Source organism: Candidatus Liberimonas magnetica, from assembly GCA_020523885.1.
In the GTDB taxonomy this organism is placed as follows: domain Bacteria; phylum Elusimicrobiota; class Endomicrobiia; order Endomicrobiales; family JAFGIL01; genus Liberimonas; species Liberimonas magnetica.
The window spans coordinates 17,246-32,796 of record JAJAPY010000022.1 but is presented as its reverse complement, the minus strand read 5'-3'; the positions used below and the strand labels follow the sequence as shown (position 1 = coordinate 32,796).

Sequence of the window (15,551 nt, the reverse complement as noted above, 5' to 3'; positions counted from 1 at the left end):
CCGTAGCTTTATGCGAAGGATGGCCTCGGCATACTTTAGCCCCTTCGGGGCTAACTGATTACAGTGATTAAAACAAAGATTACTGTGATTTTACTGGATGTTAAGCTTTTAATCATTGTTATCGTGTTTAATAATCACCGTAATCAAGTATAGGTTATCCTATACTAAAAATATTTATTAATTTTACTAAATTCTATTTTTTTTGGCAAATGGATGTATATATATTTTTACATATATACAATATTAGGAGTGTATCCTGTCAGGAAAATCAGAGAAGATGCCGTCGATCCCATAATCGGTGTACAATTTCATTTCATTAACATCATTGACAGTCCAAACCATAACTTTTAGGCTGATTAAATGCATCTCATTAACAAAACCTTGTGTAGCAATACATTTTTCTATATTTATTGAAAATAAATCCAGGTCAACCGCTATCTTAGGTATATCCGGAACAATTTTGTCAATTAACAAGGCTACACGAGCTTTTTCTCCGGAGAGTTCTCTTAAAGAATACAAAATATTCAGGTCAAATGATGAAAACAAGAAATCATTATACGACCAACCTTTTATAGTTACATATTCTTTTACGACTGCCAAAGTTTTTTCAACAGAGTTTTTTTCTTTAAGCTCTATGTTTATCTTTGCCTTTCTGTTTATCAGTTCAATAACTTCAGTTAAAGAAGGTATTTTTTCACTCTTTCCGGCATCATATGTTTTAAGTTCAGAAAGATTCTTTAAAATTACTTTCCCCTTGCCGTTCGTTGTCCTGTCGACACTGTCATCGTGTATAACAACAAGCTCTCCCGACTTGCAGAGATGGACGTCCAGTTCAACCATATCAGCGCCAAGAGCAAGGGCTTTCTTAAATGACAAAAGAGTATTTTCAGGTTCATACCCGCACGCGCCGCGGTGCCCTATCTTTAAAAGCATGTTTCTCCTTTTTTATGAATGATGGGCCCACTCTACAAAACCTGGCTTTGTCATTACTGCCCCCGATAAAGGCATTCGAGGGTAAACTCCAGCAGGAATCCAGTTCTTCGTAGGACTGGATTCCCATTTTCATGGGAATGACACCTTTTTATAAAGGGCTCATTTATATTTTGTGGTTTTTCAATTAGAGGATTTAAACGGTTGGATAATCTATTCTTCATCGTCAAGGTCAAACTCAAGATCATTCTTATTGCCTATCCCGAGCCTTTCTTTTGTCATCGAGTCTTTATCTACATCGTATGCGTCATCGTCTTTGTCTTCATCAATGACATTAGTTTTTGCTTTAACTGCATTAGGTTTTGATTTAACAGCCTCAACAGTTTTCGCCTTGCCGCCCTTTTTGAATAAGTTCTGTTTCATATTCCTGAAAGTGCTACATCCGATCATAAAAACAAAACACAGAAACAAGCCGATTATCGCAGAATACTTTTTCACAAATGTGCCTTCTTTCTTATAAAATTCCACATGTTAATACTTATCTAAATATACACGAATATACTAAAATGCTTTTCTTTTGTCAATTTCGAGTTATAATATTTATTTTTCAAGACATATTATAGCACTACTTCGTTAAGTGAGGTTTGTCATTGCGAGCCAGAGGCGAAGCAATCTCGACGTTTTGGAGATTGCCACGTCGCTTCGCTCCTCGCAAAGACACCGAAGACGAAAGAGTGTCGTATGATATTCGACTTAACGAAGTAGTGATAGATTATGACGTAAAATACAAAAACCTATAAGGGTTATTAGGCAAGCCTGGCACCGTTCTTTACAAATCAATTTAAAATGCTTGAAGTTCATCAAGAGATTTATTTCCCTCATCACTAATTATACCATCAATGAATACTTTCCAAAATACTCGATAATTTTGCCTTTTATCCCATAATGGTGTAGTCATTTTATACTTTAGTGGAACTATTCCACGCTCTCCAAAAATTCTTAGTGTCTTTCCTGGAAGTTTCCCTATTGAATGAACCTTTTTACCATCTTCTGGCATTCCGTTATAATTAAAAGTTATTAAAATGTAATCTTTCATATTATCTAGTTTGCTATTATTCAAATGATGTGGATATTCCAGTTGTTGATTTTCCAAATAATCTTTTGGAAATATCAATTCAGCAACAATATCATTGTATGACTTTGTATTATTATTTGTTATATCGTAATTTAACCAATATCTGTGAATATTTCCATTGCTTTCTTCAGATATTTTGTTATATGACAAATTAACTTTTATTTTAGACTGAACATTGCTAAACTTATTTTTTAATTTATTGAAAGTAGTCTTATTCCCTCCTATTAACGCGTTACTTCCTACCTTTATTTCAAACTCATTAAGGAGTATAGATAATGTCTCATTAAATTCTGTTTCATTAAAATATAATTTCCCTTGCTTTACAAGGTTTAGAGGTGGTCCAAAAGCTCCTGCAGAGATGTTAGTAAACAAAGGAAATACTGACTTATTCCTTCCCCATACTGAAGATGTTTCCCACCACAACCACAAAGAACCCTTTGATGTCTCAGAACAAATAGGAATTATAGCATCTGCTAATTTAAGATTATCAAACATCATTGTTTTTAAAGGATCGGCACCTGCTGGAATATCTCTCATAGCAATAAACACATTAACTTTATCTTTTGCCCAATATTGAATGATTGTTTTTAAAAAATCGGCTAATTCTATTTCTTCTGTAGCATAACTTATAAAAATTAATGGTTTTTGTGTCCTAGACGACAAATCAACAATGTCATTAGTAGATTTGTCTAAATCAGCATAGTATTCCGATGCACACTCGGGAAGTTTAACATCCATAAAATACTTTTGCATCTCAGAAACAATTTCATATATTTTAATATCATATTGATTCTTCATTCTTTTTGATGTTTCTTTCTCTTTTAGTTTTTCAATTTCAATTATTTTTAAAAAAGCACCGGTTTTCAAAAATCCTAAAGAGTTATAAGTAGCATCGGGGTCAGCAAGTGAAGCATTGTGCTCGCCTGCATAGTTAATTATATTTTCTATTTCTTTAATATCCTTTTTGAATATATCAGATTGAGTTTTATTATATTTCTTATCCAAATAATCTTTTAATACATTCAAACCATAAAGTATATTTTCTGTAAAAGATGGAGCAAAGGAGACACTCTTTGTTGTAGTGCTAGATTTCCATATTTCTATTTCTTCAAGTATTGTTTTTGAGATTCTAAAATCTGACCTAAATATCCCTTCTTTTCCCAGAATACAGTAAATAGCATATTTTATATAGTTTTTCTGCCTAATATGTTGTTCGCTAGTTTTATTATCAAAACTATTCTCAAAACCCTCAATTGCTAATCTAGAAAAACTAATAGGATAAGTATGCTCTCCTACTATAGCTCTAAAAACAATATTTCTTTCCATTGGATTTTCATAGTAATCAAAAGAACAATTTGGTATAGCATCTTTTATTATACTTTCTACATATTTTTTGCTTAAACTATTTTCAATATCCAATATGCAATTCCTCCTAAATTGATTTAACCAAAAAACTCATTCGTTTTTTCTAACCGATTTTGCTTTATTGCGCCACTGTGGCATAAGTACCACTAGTTTGATTTCAAGAATTCTATGTACTTAGTGAAGCCGGGCTCATTTTTCCTTAGTTTATATTTTTTTAATAATAGAGATTTTTGCGGCACGTCTTTGCGCCTTTTCATCATATCCAGTATCAAGCAAGTCTAAAATGTAAACATTATTACCATATTCAAATTCTTTCCTTGATCCTATTTTCATGCCCTTTTCAAGGATTGTCTTACTATTAGGATATTTTATTTCAATATCAGCACATCCGGCATCTAATCAATATTTCATCAGAATCAAAAAACAATTTTAATAACTCTTTATTATAACTATCCCACTTACGATGGTCATTTATTGCATTATCATATGCTTCTTTAGAACGAATAGATCTACCCCTTAGTTTTAGACCTTTTTTTATCTGGTCATCAAGTCGCTGTTTAGCCTCATTTTTAGATATTTGCAAATTCGGCATTTTACTGTTCATACTCGAAAAACCTCCAAATAGAATTGAAATGCGTATACGATCAGGATTTACTTAATTTACTTATTTATTGATTCCAGATTACTAATTTCGGGAATGACAGCATTTTTTGCGATTAAATGTATCTTTTGTCTAAAAAAATAGCATTCTTTTTTTATATTATAGCATATTATTTTTAAAAACCTCTCAATCATTCTTTTCATAATGTATGCCTGCTATATTTTATTTTAATATAGCAAACTCAAAAAGGATAAAACCACTGCCACTCCGGAGGTGGCATATGGTTCGGTCAATACTTATAGCTTATAAGCTATATTTAATGTATATTATAAGCTATATTTTCCTTGCTTTGGCATATTCAATTTTGATATAACAATCGTGTAATGAACACTGAAATTTATACCAGAGAATATTTCCTTAATGACTGCGAAGGTTTTAAACAGTATCTTTCCTCAAAAAGCATGTTCCTTTCACCAAGGCTGAAAAAAGTCTTTGACCTGGCCCAAATTAAAGAAGGTATGCGGGTTTTGGATATTGGATGCGGCAGAGGAGAACTTGTACTACATTGTGCGGACAAAGGTTCAGTTGCAATTGGAATAGATTCCTCTCAAGACGCTATAAAAATATCGGAAGAATTATATAGCCATTGGCTTAAGAAAAAACCAAATATAGAAAATAAGGCCAGTTTTATTTTATCTGACTGCAACCAAATCAATTTTAATGAAAGCAGTTTTGATGTTATTTTTTTATCTGATATTGTTGAGCATTTAGAACAAAGGTATTTGGAAAGTGTGCTTAATCTGACATCTAAGATTCTAAAACCTGATGGAAAGATAATCTTACATTCCTCCCCTAACAAAATATTCATAAAATACGGGCTAAAAATCTATTATCTTTTAGGAAGGTGTTACGGGAAAAAACTGGATTGGGATATGGTAAAATCCCTGCATGAAGGTTTGAAAGACAAGTTCCATGTAAATGAACAGACAACATTTTCTTTAAAAAAAACTTTTAGAAAGAGCGGGTTTTATTCTGTCAATATCTGGCTTGAGAAAAACCCTCACTACGCTTACTATTTCTTTAAAGATGACGTATTTATAAAAAAATTAAATACTATATATAGCATCCTGCCGATAAAGCATTTATTCCTTGCTGATATTTACGGGGTCGTAGGAAAGTTTTTCAACACAGCAGCTTCTGCAGACGGACATTCTTCTTGAAATAGACAAGTCGTTTAATTCCTTGAATTTCTCCTGAGATACATGGCTTTCGAGGATATCTTTTAAAGAAGTTTCGTTGATGTTTCCTATCAAGTAATCAGGAAGCATGGGACATGGGTATATTTCTCCGTAGGCAGATATTACAAAATCTTTGCCTGCAAAAACACAGGCTTTTGTGCCTTTGGAGTTTAGCAAGTATTCTTCAACCAGGAACTTTAAACCTATCTTTTTGGCTTTTTCACTTATAATTGCCAGCTGACTTTGTGCAGCAGCTAAAGATTTATTATCTAACGCTATATCGCCAGTTACTGCATAAGAGTGAGAAGTTATTGCAGGTAGTTTAAAATTTTTATTTGTCTCTTCCATGTCAGCTGCAGTAACTTTTGAAACAGCTATAAATTTGAGCGCATTTACATCGTTTTTTTGGGCAAAATTGAATATATCAGTAAGATAATTATAGTTAAAACCGGAAACCGTTGCGTAAATGTATATCTTCGGGTATCTCTTCTTGTTCTTTTTCTTTAGTTTCTGTATGGCAGATACCGTTTCTTCAAGTTTTTTATATGTGCCCTGAACGCCCCGTATCCCATCGTGCACAGCTTGCGGGCCGTCAAGTGAAAATATTATAATATCTAAAGGCGCTTCGTAAACTATATCCTGTATCGCAGATGTGTCAATAAGTGCCCCGTTTGTAACAACAGCGGTTGACAGGCCGCACGATTTGGCATGGGCTGATATATCCAAAAGATCCTTGTTTAAGAAAGGTTCCCCACCTAAGAAGGTGACCCGTTTAATACCGGCTTGAGAAAGTTCTTTATTAAGTTCTTTTATTCTTTCTAAACTCAATTTTTTACGGCAATTTTTCTTATCTGCAAACTTCTGTTTTTCCCATATATTGCAGGTCTTGCATTTCAGGTTGCAGGCGTAACTAAGTTCTAAAATACATCTTACAGGTTTATAGCTTAATAATCTATTCATTATATGAAAAACCTTAAAATTACCTATTTTGGAGTGCTTAAAAGCATTACAAGCTGGTCAAAGGTTTCAAGGGAGCTTATTCTATCCCTTCTAAAGCTTGGCGTAGATTTAAATATCTACGAAAGAAAAGGTTTTTTGTATGACACTTCCTTCCCGTTAGATTATACCATAAAATCAAGGATAAACAATAACTTTGAAGGCGGCATTGTATTTACTTTTGAAAATCCAAGGGTTTATCATTACTTGCCTGAAGAATGCCTTAAAATAGGGTTTCTTGTTTATGAGTTTAACGAGCTTCCTAAAATATGGATAGAAAATATAAACAAATACCTGGATATGGTTATTGTACCTTCGGTTTTTACAAGGGATGTTTTTGTCAATTCAGGTATAGATGCAGCCAAAGTCAAAATTTTAAGGTTCGGTTTTAATCCGGCTTATTATTTTACGGAAAAAAAGAGCAAAAAGAATGATGTTTTTACCTTTCTTTGCTGTTCCGCACCGCATAAAAGGGAAGGAATTGAATTACTTCTTGAAAGCTATACAAAGACATTCTCTAAAAACGATAGGGTTCAGCTTATTTTGAAATTAACCTATATACCAGGCGCCAATTACAAGGAATTTGAATACCGCGATATAAACGATTTGATAAATTCATTCAAGAAACGAAAGAATGCACCAAAAATCTCCGTTATTTCAAAAATCTTAAGTGAACAACAGATGAGTGATTTATACCAAAAGGCAAACTGTTATTTTTCGATGGTAAAGGCAGAAAGTTTCGGGTTATGCTTCCTTGAAGCCCTTGCCTGTGGGCTTGAAATAGCGTGCATAAACTACAGCGGGCAAAGCGATTTTTTAAACGATAACAATGCGCATTTTATTAATTATTCCATGAAACCGTTAAACGGAGAAGAGTATGAATCCCTTAAAAGGAAACCTCTGATTCCGCTGCCGGAAATAAACCATGCGTCCGACGTTATACGCAACGTATACGAAACCAGCCGTAAAAAGAATAACCCTGAGACTGATTTGTCCTATTACTACTGGGATAATGTAGCCAGAGATTTTCTTTCAATTATTCGCGAGTTTGACAAAAATAATGATTTTTGATAAATTACTACAATCAGAGTAAAATTCGGAGGAGATTTGTGAAAATAATACTGACCGGCGGAGCTGGATTTATCGGAAGCTGCCTCTTATGGAAATTGAATAAGGAAGCCCATGAAGACATACTGTTGGTTGACGAGCTTGACAAGTCGCCTAAATGGAAAAACCTCGTAGGCAAAAAATATACGGATTATATTGACAAAGATGAACTGTTGAAGTTAATTGAAAAAAACAAACTCAAAGAATACAAGCTTATAATCCACATGGGAGCGTGTTCGTCCACTACTGGAGATGACGCAGCTTACTACCTTAAAAATAACTATGAATATACCAGAAAACTGGCTGAATTTTCTATTAAAAATAAAACCCGGTTCATATATGCTTCATCCGGAGCTACTTACGGCGATGGCAGCCTCGGGTTTTCAGATGACGACAAAATAACACCCACCCTTCAGCCCATGAATATTTACGGTTATTCGAAACAGCTTTTTGATTTATGGGTATTAAAAAATGGGCTTCAGAAAAAATTTGTAGGGTTTAAATTTTTTAATGTTTATGGGCCTAATGAATACCATAAAAAAGAGATGATGAGCCTTATCTGCAAAAGGTTTGACGATGTATTAAGAGATAAAAAAATAGGTTTATTTAAATCTTACAGGAAAGATTATGAAGACGGCGGGCAAAAAAGGGATTTTATCTATGTAAAAGACGTATGCGATGCAGTTTATTATTTTGTAGAAAATAAAAATAAGGCCGGGATCTTTAATGTAGGCACAGGAAAAGCCCATACTTGGAACGAATTAGCCGATGCGCTTTTTTCCGCGCTTAACATCCACCTTAAAATCGATTACATCGAAATGCCGGAGGTCTTAAAAGACAAATATCAATACATAACTGAAGCAGAGATATCGAAATTGAGGAAAACAGGGTATAAAAAAGAATTCACCCCGTTAAAAGAAGCAATAAAAGACTATACAACTTACCTTAAAGATAAATCGCACCTTTAATTTTCATTGATTTTTCAGGACACCAGGCTTGAACAAAATATCGGGGATGACGGACTCGAACCGTCGGCCTTTCGGTCCCAAACCGAACGCTCTACCAACTGAGCCAATCCCCGAACGTATAAAAATTATATTAACTTTCAGAGAACAAGTCAATTAACTATCAACTTATTTACTAATTTGACAGTTTTTTTTAAAGCCTTTGCACGATGGCTTATTCTGTTCTTAATTACAGAACTAAGCTCTGCAAAGGTTTTTTTATATCTGGGAACCACAAATAAAGGGTCATAGCCAAAACCGTTGATCCCTTTAGTTTTTTTTGCTATATATCCTTTAATCTTGCCTTCAACCGTCCAGGTTTTGCCTTTTGGGTTTGATAAAGCGATTACACATTTAAAATCGGCTTTTCTTTTGTTTTTCGGTACATCTCTCAATAACTTCAGGAGTTTTCTATTATTATCACAATAAGAACAGTCTTTGCCGGCCCAACGGGCAGAATAAACGCCTGGTTCGCCGTCCAGATGATCGACCTCCAGCCCTGAATCGTCCGCTAAGGTCCACTTTTCAAGCCGTTTTGCGATAATTACAGCCTTTTTTACTGCGTTTTCTTTTAATGTCTTTCCGTCCTCGATTATTCTTGGAAGCCTTTTAAAATTATTTAATGACACTATTTTTATTTTTGTATCTTCTAAAATCTGACATATCTCTTTTATCTTGTGTTTGTTCCGGGTTGAAAGCACTATTTCTCTCATTTTACCGTTTATCTCCCAAGACCTTTTTTTCTATCTCTATTATTTTTTTTATCCCGCCGCTTGCCAGGTCTATCATCTTGTTCAATTGAGGCCTTGAAAATGTCTTTTTCTCACCGGTCCCTTGAATTTCAATGATCTCTCCGGCCCCCGTCATCACAAGGTTCAGGTCAACTTCTGCATTATTGTCTTCTTTCGCACATAGGTCAAGCACTATTTTGCCGTCTACGATCCCAATGCTTACCGCTCCGACAGAATCTTTTATGGGCCAGTTCTTTATGTCCGTACTATCGTACAAAGTTTTTACTGCAAGATACAGAGCTATATAACCGCCGTTTACTGAAGCAGTACGGGTACCGCCGTCTGCTTTAATAACATCGCAGTCGATTATAATAGTCCGCTTTCCAAGCTGTTCCAGGTCTACAACTCCTCTTAAAGAGCGCCCTATAAGCCTTGATATCTCATGGCTGCGCCCGCTGCCGGAACCTCTGTTTCTGGGCGTCCTGGTTTTTCCTGCTCGCGGAAGCAGTGAGTATTCCGCTGTAACCCAACCTGAATTTAGAGATTCATTCTCTATGAACGGAGGAACCTTGTTTTCTATCGTGGCTACACACAGCACTGTTGTCTCTCCCATGGAAAACAGGCATGACCCTTCCGCATGAGATAAATAATTCTTTACCACTTTTATTGGCCGTAAACCCATGTTAGCTCCTTAATGAGCGTAGAGCGGGTAGCGTTTAGCGCATAGAAAAACCAAAACATAATTTATTTTGACTTTACTATTCGCTATACGCTCTACGCTGAACGCTATTGCTTATTCCAGTTTTTTCAGGTTCTCGTTCAGTTTCTCTATCTTTGCTTTGTCTTCGTTCAAACGGTTTTGTATCTTTTCTATTTCTTTTTGCGGGGCTCTTGCTACGAATTCCATGTTTTCCATCCTTTTTTTGCAGAATTCTTCATCTGCAACCGCTATGCCGAGTTCTTTGGTTAGTCTTTGTTTCTCTTTTTCGGGATCTATCAAGTCTTTAAGAGGGATGAATATCTCGGTTTCCCCGGTAACTGCAACTGCTGACTGTTCCGGACGGCTCAGGCCTTCTCCGATGATAATATTCTCTGCTTTCATCAGTATCTTTAAATAATCAATGTGCGCAGTTAGTACATCCTTATTATTGCAAGAACTTACACTTATTAATACTTCAATACCTTTTCCGGGAGGCACATTCATCTCGCTTCTTACGGTCCTTACGGATGTAACTATCCCCTGGATCAACTCTATATTTTTTATAGCATTTTGGTCTATTTTATCCTGGTTGGCTTCCGGCCATGCGGACTTCAATATACTCGGGATGTTTTGTTCGACTTTCCCCGTAATATCCGTAAGCGCTTGCCATAATTCTTCGGTAATAAACGGCATTATCGGATGAGCAAGCTTCAATACCCCTGACAGTATCTCTGAAAGAACGGATAAAACGGCTCTTTTCTTATTTTCATCTTCTCCGTTTAACCTTATCTTAGATATTTCAATATACCAATCACAGTACTTTGACCAGAAAAAATCATAAATAAGCCTGGCTGCAGTATCCATATCGTAAGCATTATAAGCATCTGTCGCCTGTTTTACCAATATCCTGTATTCAGACAATATCCACTGGTCAGCGAGTTCCAACGGCCATACCGCCATGATGAATTCACGTTCCCAGGACATATTTTTCATGTTCATAAAAACAAAACGGCTTGCATTCCAAAGTTTGTTGGTAAAATTACGCGCCCCGACAAACGAATCATCCGACAACTGCATGTCCTTTCCCGGAGCAGCCGACTGCGTCAAAGAAAACCTTAAGGCATCGGCCCCGTATTTATCTATAACGACAAGGGGGTCTATCACATTTCCCAGGGATTTTGACATCTTCTTACCGAATTTGTCCCTTACTATTCCGTGGATGAAAACTTCCCTGAAAGGGACGTCTCCCATAAATTCAAGCCCCATCTGCACCATTCTTGCCACCCACAGATAAAGTATCTCGTGGCCCGTGACAAGCACAGATGTCGGATAAAAATAATGCAGGTCTGAAGTAAAAAATTCATTTTCGGTTTTAGGCCATCCGAAAACGCTGAACGGCCAGAGAGCTGAAGAAAACCAGGTATCCAGCACGTCAGGGTCCTGCTCGATCTTTGTCCCGCCGCATTTCGGGCACGCGGTAGGTACTTCATAAGAAACTATCGGCGGACAAGACTCCGCCTTTTTGTTTTCCTTACCTTCAATTTTATCTCCTGCCTCTTGCTCATTACTCTTGCAATAATAAACCGGTATTCTGTGCCCCCACCATATTTGCCTGCTGATACACCAATCCCTGAGGTTTTCAAGCCACGATAAATAAGGTTTTTCCCAGGACTTCGGATAAAATTTTATTTTCCCCTCTTCCACAACCTCCATAGCGCGCTTTGAAATATCTTCGACTTTTAAAAACCATTGTTCCGAAACAAGGGGTTCGATTACCGTGTTGCACCTGTAGCAATGCCCGATAGAATGAGGATGGTTCGTAGTTTCAAGGAGAAGTTTTTTTGTTTCAAGGTCCTCAAGAACCTTTTTTCTTGCGGCGTATCTGTCAAGCCCTGCATAAGGACCTGCATCAACAGTCATTTTTCCTTTGTAGTCTATTACAACTATCTGAGACAGTTTGTGCCTTGCTCCTATATCAAAATCCGTAGGGTCATGTGCAGGAGTGACCTTGACCGCTCCTGTTCCAAAAGTCGGGTCAACAGCTTCATCGGAAATTATCGGTATTTCACGGCCTATCAAAGGCAGTTTAATCTTTTTTCCGATAAGTTTTTTGTACCTTTTATCTTCAGGGTGTACAGCTACGGCTGTGTCCCCGAGCATAGTTTCCGGCCGGGTGGTCGCTACAACTATATATTTAACTTCTTTTTCTTCTATCAACGGATACTGTATGTGCCAGAGCTTCCCGAGTTCTTCTTCATGCTCGACTTCTATGTCTGCCAAAGCAGTGTTGCACCTCGGGCACCAGTTAACAAGCCTTTTTCCTCTATATATAAGGCCCCGCTTGTAAAGCCCTACGAACGCTATCATAACAGACCGGGAACAAACCTCATCCAGAGTAAAACGGGTCCGTTCCAGGTCAAGCGAACAGCCCAGCTTTTCAAGCTGTTTTAGTATATTATCGCCCGTTTCTTTTCTCCACTGCCACATCCTCTCAATAAATTTTTCTCTGCCCAGATCATGACGTGTTTTCCCGTTTGAAATAAGCTGTTTTTCAACGACATTCTGTGTAGCTATCCCTCCGTGGTCAGTCCCGGGCACCCACAACGTATTAAAACCTTGCATACTTTTAAAACGAATTGCAATATCCTGTAGAGTATTATTTAGCGCATGCCCCATATGAAGCGATCCGGTAACATTTGGCGGAGGGATTACTATAGTGAAAGGTTTTTTCCCTTCTTCCTTTTTGGCGTTGAACAGCCTGTGCTCGATCCAGTATTTATACCACTTGTCTTCGATTTGTTTGGGTTCGTATACCTTTGATATTTCAGATACCATTGTTTTTCCTTTTTTTAATTCGTGGTTATCATAGCAAATCAAAAAATAAATTTCAAACAACTTAACGTTTAAAATTTAAAATTCTAAACTGATTACAGCTGTTTTTAACGGCGATTACACAGATAAAAAGCAAAACCTCTTATATGTAATTTCTGTAATTTTTATTTTAATCCATGTAATCAAAGGTGGTGAGCTAACTTGACTTAAAAATTATAATTTTTGTATAATTTTTGAAGTTGATTTCTAATTGTGCCTAAAATGATTCGTTTAAGCAACTCTGCTTGAAGTTATTTTGGGATTTTTTCACTAAGAGCGTCGAAGTTTTCTTGGAGGTTTTTTGAAAAAAATCATTCTTTCTGATATTACCGTAGGGTTAATTCTTTCTATATTAGTATTAATCTCATTCTTTTTTCAAATTGGTTTTTTTGAATCCATAGAACTTAAAACTTACGACTTCAGGTCAAAACTCCGCCAGCCGAGCCAGCCTATAAATGAAATAGCCATAGTTGCAATTGATGATGACTCCATCGCTAAGATCGGAAGATGGCCGTGGCCCAGGACTTTAATCGCAAAAGCTATAGAAACGATCTCAAAGGATGAGGCAAAAGTCATAGGACTAAATATTCTTTTTACAGAACCCGAAAGAAACCAGGGGTTATTGGAAATCAAAAACCTCAAAGATATACTTTCAAAATCCATTGATGAAGTGTCTTTACCCATTTTATCCAATAAAACTCTGAAAAAAACCGCCCCAGCATTTCAGGAACTTAAAGATAGGACAATAAAAGAACTCAGCGACGCTGAAATCCGGTTAGACAATGACTCAAAGCTTTCCGACACATTAAAAGCAAATAAAAATGTTATACTTCCCATGTTTTTTTCTATTGGGCCTTCTTTGGGCGGAGAAGAACAAGTACTAAGCTCAAGCACTATCAAACAGGTAGAGAACCCCGGCGATGCAGGAAAATACCGCTTAAGTGAAGGTAACAAACCTGTTATACCGTTAAAAATATTTACTGAACAATCATCCGGTATCGGGCATGTAAACACTATCCCCGATGTTGACGGGGTCGTAAGGGCTGAAATCCCTGTCATCCAGTTCCAGAGCGAATACTATCCTTCCTTTGCCGTTCAGATTGTCAGGCAGTTCCTAAATATACCCATTGAACTCATAAAAATAAAACTAGGGGATTCAATAACAATAGGCAAAGCGGTCATTCCGATAGACACTGAAGGCAGGATGCTTATTAGTTATTACGGGCCCGCAGGGACTTTCCCATACTTTTCTTTTTACGATATTATAAACGAAAAGGTTGACCCGAAATCTCTTAAGAACAAAATCGTTCTTATAGGGCATATGGCTACAGGTATCGCCGACTTGAATGTTACGCCTCTCGGCCACAACTTCCCGGGTATTGAGTTAACAGCTAATTCCATACAGGATATACTGCATCAAAATTTTATAATTCGCCCGAATTGGGCAAAAAAAGCTGAGCTTGCAAGTATCATAATAATAGGCTTGTTCATATCTATTTTATTGTCGCGTTTAAAAGCATTATTTGGTGCTCTTGTTTCATTGATATTATTTTTTGGCTTAATAGGCGCAGGGACCTATTATTTTGTCGCATACGGTTACTGGGTCAAAGTCTTTTACCCGACGTTCCTGCTTGTCTTCGGCTATATCGTAATAACATCCAAACGATTTTTTATCACAGAGAAGAAAAAAGAGCTTGTAGAGGCCAGTGCAATTGAAACAAACAAAATGCTTGGGCTTTCGTTCCAGGGGCAGGGGATGCTCGATATGGCTTTTGAGAAATTCAGAAAATGCCCGATGGATGAGCAGATGAAAGAACTTTTGTACAACCTGGCTCTTGATTTTGAACGGAAACGCCAATTTAACAAAGCTGCTTCAGTTTATGAGCATATAATGACTGTAGACCAAAATTATAAAGGGATAAATGAACGTATAAAACAGCTTAAGGCCGCAGCAGACGGCGCGGTATTTGGAAGCGTAGGCGGCAAAAAATCCAGCAGTGAAGGCACAGTTATAATGGAAGGTGCGGCAAATGCAACCCCTACGCTTGGAAGATATGAAATAGTCAAAGAGCTTGGCAAAGGAGCTATGGGAATCGTATATCTCGGCAAAGACCCAAAGATAAACAGGCTTGTGGCTATAAAAACACTGCATTTTGAAGAGGATGTCGAAGAAGGAGCGATGAAATCCGTAAAAGAAAGATTTTTCCGTGAAGCAGAGTCGGCAGGAAACCTGAACCATCCTAATATTATTAAGATCTTTGATGCGGGCGAAGACAACGAGATTTCCTATATCGCAATGGAACTTCTTGACGGAGTTGACCTTAAAAAATATACGGAAAAAAACACTCTTTTACCCAGGCAGACCGTGATAGATTACGTAATAAAATGTGCTGACGCCCTGGATTATGCGCACCAGCAGGGAATAATTCACAGAGATATTAAGCCGGGCAATATAATGCTTTTAAAAGACGGGACCATAAGGATAGCTGATTTCGGGATAGCAAGAATAACATCTTCATCTAAAACCCAGACAGGCACGGTCCTAGGGACCCCGAGTTATATGTCTCCCGAACAATTGGCAGGCAAAAAGGTTGACGGAAGAAGCGACCTGTTTTCTTTAGGGGTTGTACTATATGAACTCTTGACCGGTTCAAAACCTTTTGAAGGTGACAGCATCGCGGCTTTGCTTTTCCAGATAGCTAATGAAAAGCATCCGAACCCAAAAGAAAAGGACCCCAATCTACCGGATTGTATCGTGAAGGTTATAGATAAAATGCTTGAAAAAAACCCGGATGTGCGCTATCAAAGAGGCGGTGAAATAGCTGCTGACTTGAGAGAATGTTTGATAACTATTAAGAGCACACAATCATAAT

At 37.0% G+C, this 15,551-nt stretch carries 13 protein-coding genes and 1 tRNA gene; 4 read left to right on the top strand and 10 right to left on the bottom strand.

What is annotated here, in order from left to right:
* Positions 1-243: 243 nt before the first annotated feature.
* The 5 genes from LHV68_12560 to LHV68_12540 form a co-directional block, all read right to left on the bottom strand.
* On the bottom strand, positions 244-933 hold the full coding sequence (locus tag LHV68_12560; protein ID MCB4792700.1) for a glycerophosphodiester phosphodiesterase: 690 nt from the start codon (positions 931-933) through the stop codon (positions 244-246).
* A 210-nt stretch (positions 934-1,143) separates the two neighbouring features.
* Positions 1,144-1,428, bottom strand: coding sequence for a hypothetical protein (locus LHV68_12555; protein MCB4792699.1), 285 nt, complete (start codon positions 1,426-1,428; stop codon positions 1,144-1,146).
* A gap of 343 nt (positions 1,429-1,771) precedes the next feature.
* Positions 1,772-3,484 (bottom strand): toll/interleukin-1 receptor domain-containing protein, encoded by a 1,713-nt coding sequence (locus LHV68_12550; GenBank protein MCB4792698.1) that lies wholly within the window; start codon positions 3,482-3,484, stop codon positions 1,772-1,774.
* Between the two features lie 325 nt (positions 3,485-3,809).
* Entirely contained in the window at positions 3,810-4,034 is a 225-nt protein-coding gene (locus LHV68_12545) for a hypothetical protein (protein ID MCB4792697.1), read from the bottom strand.
* Between the two features lie 56 nt (positions 4,035-4,090).
* Positions 4,091-4,234: a hypothetical protein gene (locus LHV68_12540; GenBank protein MCB4792696.1), complete on the bottom strand. Its 144-nt coding sequence runs from the start codon at positions 4,232-4,234 to the stop codon at positions 4,091-4,093.
* Between the two features lie 180 nt (positions 4,235-4,414).
* Between LHV68_12540 and LHV68_12535 the strand changes: the two genes are divergently transcribed.
* On the top strand, positions 4,415-5,251 hold the full coding sequence (locus tag LHV68_12535) for a class I SAM-dependent methyltransferase (protein ID MCB4792695.1): 837 nt from the start codon (positions 4,415-4,417) through the stop codon (positions 5,249-5,251).
* On the opposite strand, the gene LHV68_12530 is transcribed toward LHV68_12535, so the two are convergent.
* Positions 5,174-6,229 (bottom strand): radical SAM protein, encoded by a 1,056-nt coding sequence (locus tag LHV68_12530; protein MCB4792694.1) that lies wholly within the window; start codon positions 6,227-6,229, stop codon positions 5,174-5,176. The genes LHV68_12535 and LHV68_12530 overlap by 78 nt on opposite strands.
* 3 nt (positions 6,230-6,232) lie before the next feature.
* Between LHV68_12530 and LHV68_12525 the strand changes: the two genes are divergently transcribed.
* Together LHV68_12525 and rfaD are read left to right on the top strand one after the other, a co-directional pair.
* On the top strand, positions 6,233-7,336 hold the full coding sequence (locus LHV68_12525) for a glycosyltransferase (protein ID MCB4792693.1): 1,104 nt from the start codon (positions 6,233-6,235) through the stop codon (positions 7,334-7,336).
* 38 nt (positions 7,337-7,374) lie between these two features.
* On the top strand, positions 7,375-8,340 hold the full coding sequence (gene rfaD, locus LHV68_12520; protein ID MCB4792692.1) for an ADP-glyceromanno-heptose 6-epimerase: 966 nt from the start codon (positions 7,375-7,377) through the stop codon (positions 8,338-8,340).
* Positions 8,341-8,380: 40 nt separating this feature from the next.
* Here rfaD and LHV68_12515 read toward each other — a convergent pair.
* The 4 genes from LHV68_12515 to LHV68_12500 all read right to left on the bottom strand — a co-directional run bounded on the left by LHV68_12515 (position 8,381) and on the right by LHV68_12500 (position 12,642).
* Positions 8,381-8,453, bottom strand: a tRNA-Pro gene (locus LHV68_12515).
* Between the two features lie 36 nt (positions 8,454-8,489).
* Positions 8,490-9,089: an XTP/dITP diphosphatase gene (locus LHV68_12510; GenBank protein ID MCB4792691.1), complete on the bottom strand. Its 600-nt coding sequence runs from the start codon at positions 9,087-9,089 to the stop codon at positions 8,490-8,492.
* 1 nt (position 9,090) lies between these two features.
* Positions 9,091-9,789, bottom strand: a complete 699-nt coding sequence (gene rph / locus LHV68_12505; GenBank protein ID MCB4792690.1) for a ribonuclease PH — start codon at positions 9,787-9,789, stop codon at positions 9,091-9,093.
* 111 nt (positions 9,790-9,900) lie between these two features.
* Positions 9,901-12,642: a valine--tRNA ligase gene (locus tag LHV68_12500; GenBank protein MCB4792689.1), complete on the bottom strand. Its 2,742-nt coding sequence runs from the start codon at positions 12,640-12,642 to the stop codon at positions 9,901-9,903.
* 337 nt (positions 12,643-12,979) lie between these two features.
* Between LHV68_12500 and LHV68_12495 the strand changes: the two genes are divergently transcribed.
* Positions 12,980-15,550: a serine/threonine-protein kinase gene (locus LHV68_12495; GenBank protein MCB4792688.1), complete on the top strand. Its 2,571-nt coding sequence runs from the start codon at positions 12,980-12,982 to the stop codon at positions 15,548-15,550.
* Position 15,551: the final 1 nt, after the last annotated feature.

What these genes read in the sequence shown, in the direction of transcription:
- LHV68_12545 (MCB4792697.1), bottom strand. Translation starts at nt 4,034, where the DNA reads ATGAACAGTAAAATGCCGAATTTGCAAATATCTAAAAATGAGGCTAAA.
- LHV68_12510 (MCB4792691.1), bottom strand. Translation starts at nt 9,089, where the DNA reads ATGAGAGAAATAGTGCTTTCAACCCGGAACAAACACAAGATAAAAGAG.
- LHV68_12535 (MCB4792695.1), top strand. Translation starts at nt 4,415, where the DNA reads ATGAACACTGAAATTTATACCAGAGAATATTTCCTTAATGACTGCGAA.
- LHV68_12525 (MCB4792693.1), top strand. Translation starts at nt 6,233, where the DNA reads ATGAAAAACCTTAAAATTACCTATTTTGGAGTGCTTAAAAGCATTACA.
- LHV68_12500 (MCB4792689.1), bottom strand. Translation starts at nt 12,642, where the DNA reads ATGGTATCTGAAATATCAAAGGTATACGAACCCAAACAAATCGAAGAC.
- rph (MCB4792690.1), bottom strand. Translation starts at nt 9,789, where the DNA reads ATGGGTTTACGGCCAATAAAAGTGGTAAAGAATTATTTATCTCATGCG.
- LHV68_12530 (MCB4792694.1), bottom strand. Translation starts at nt 6,229, where the DNA reads ATGAATAGATTATTAAGCTATAAACCTGTAAGATGTATTTTAGAACTT.
- LHV68_12560 (MCB4792700.1), bottom strand. Translation starts at nt 933, where the DNA reads ATGCTTTTAAAGATAGGGCACCGCGGCGCGTGCGGGTATGAACCTGAA.
- LHV68_12540 (MCB4792696.1), bottom strand. Translation starts at nt 4,234, where the DNA reads ATGAAAAGAATGATTGAGAGGTTTTTAAAAATAATATGCTATAATATA.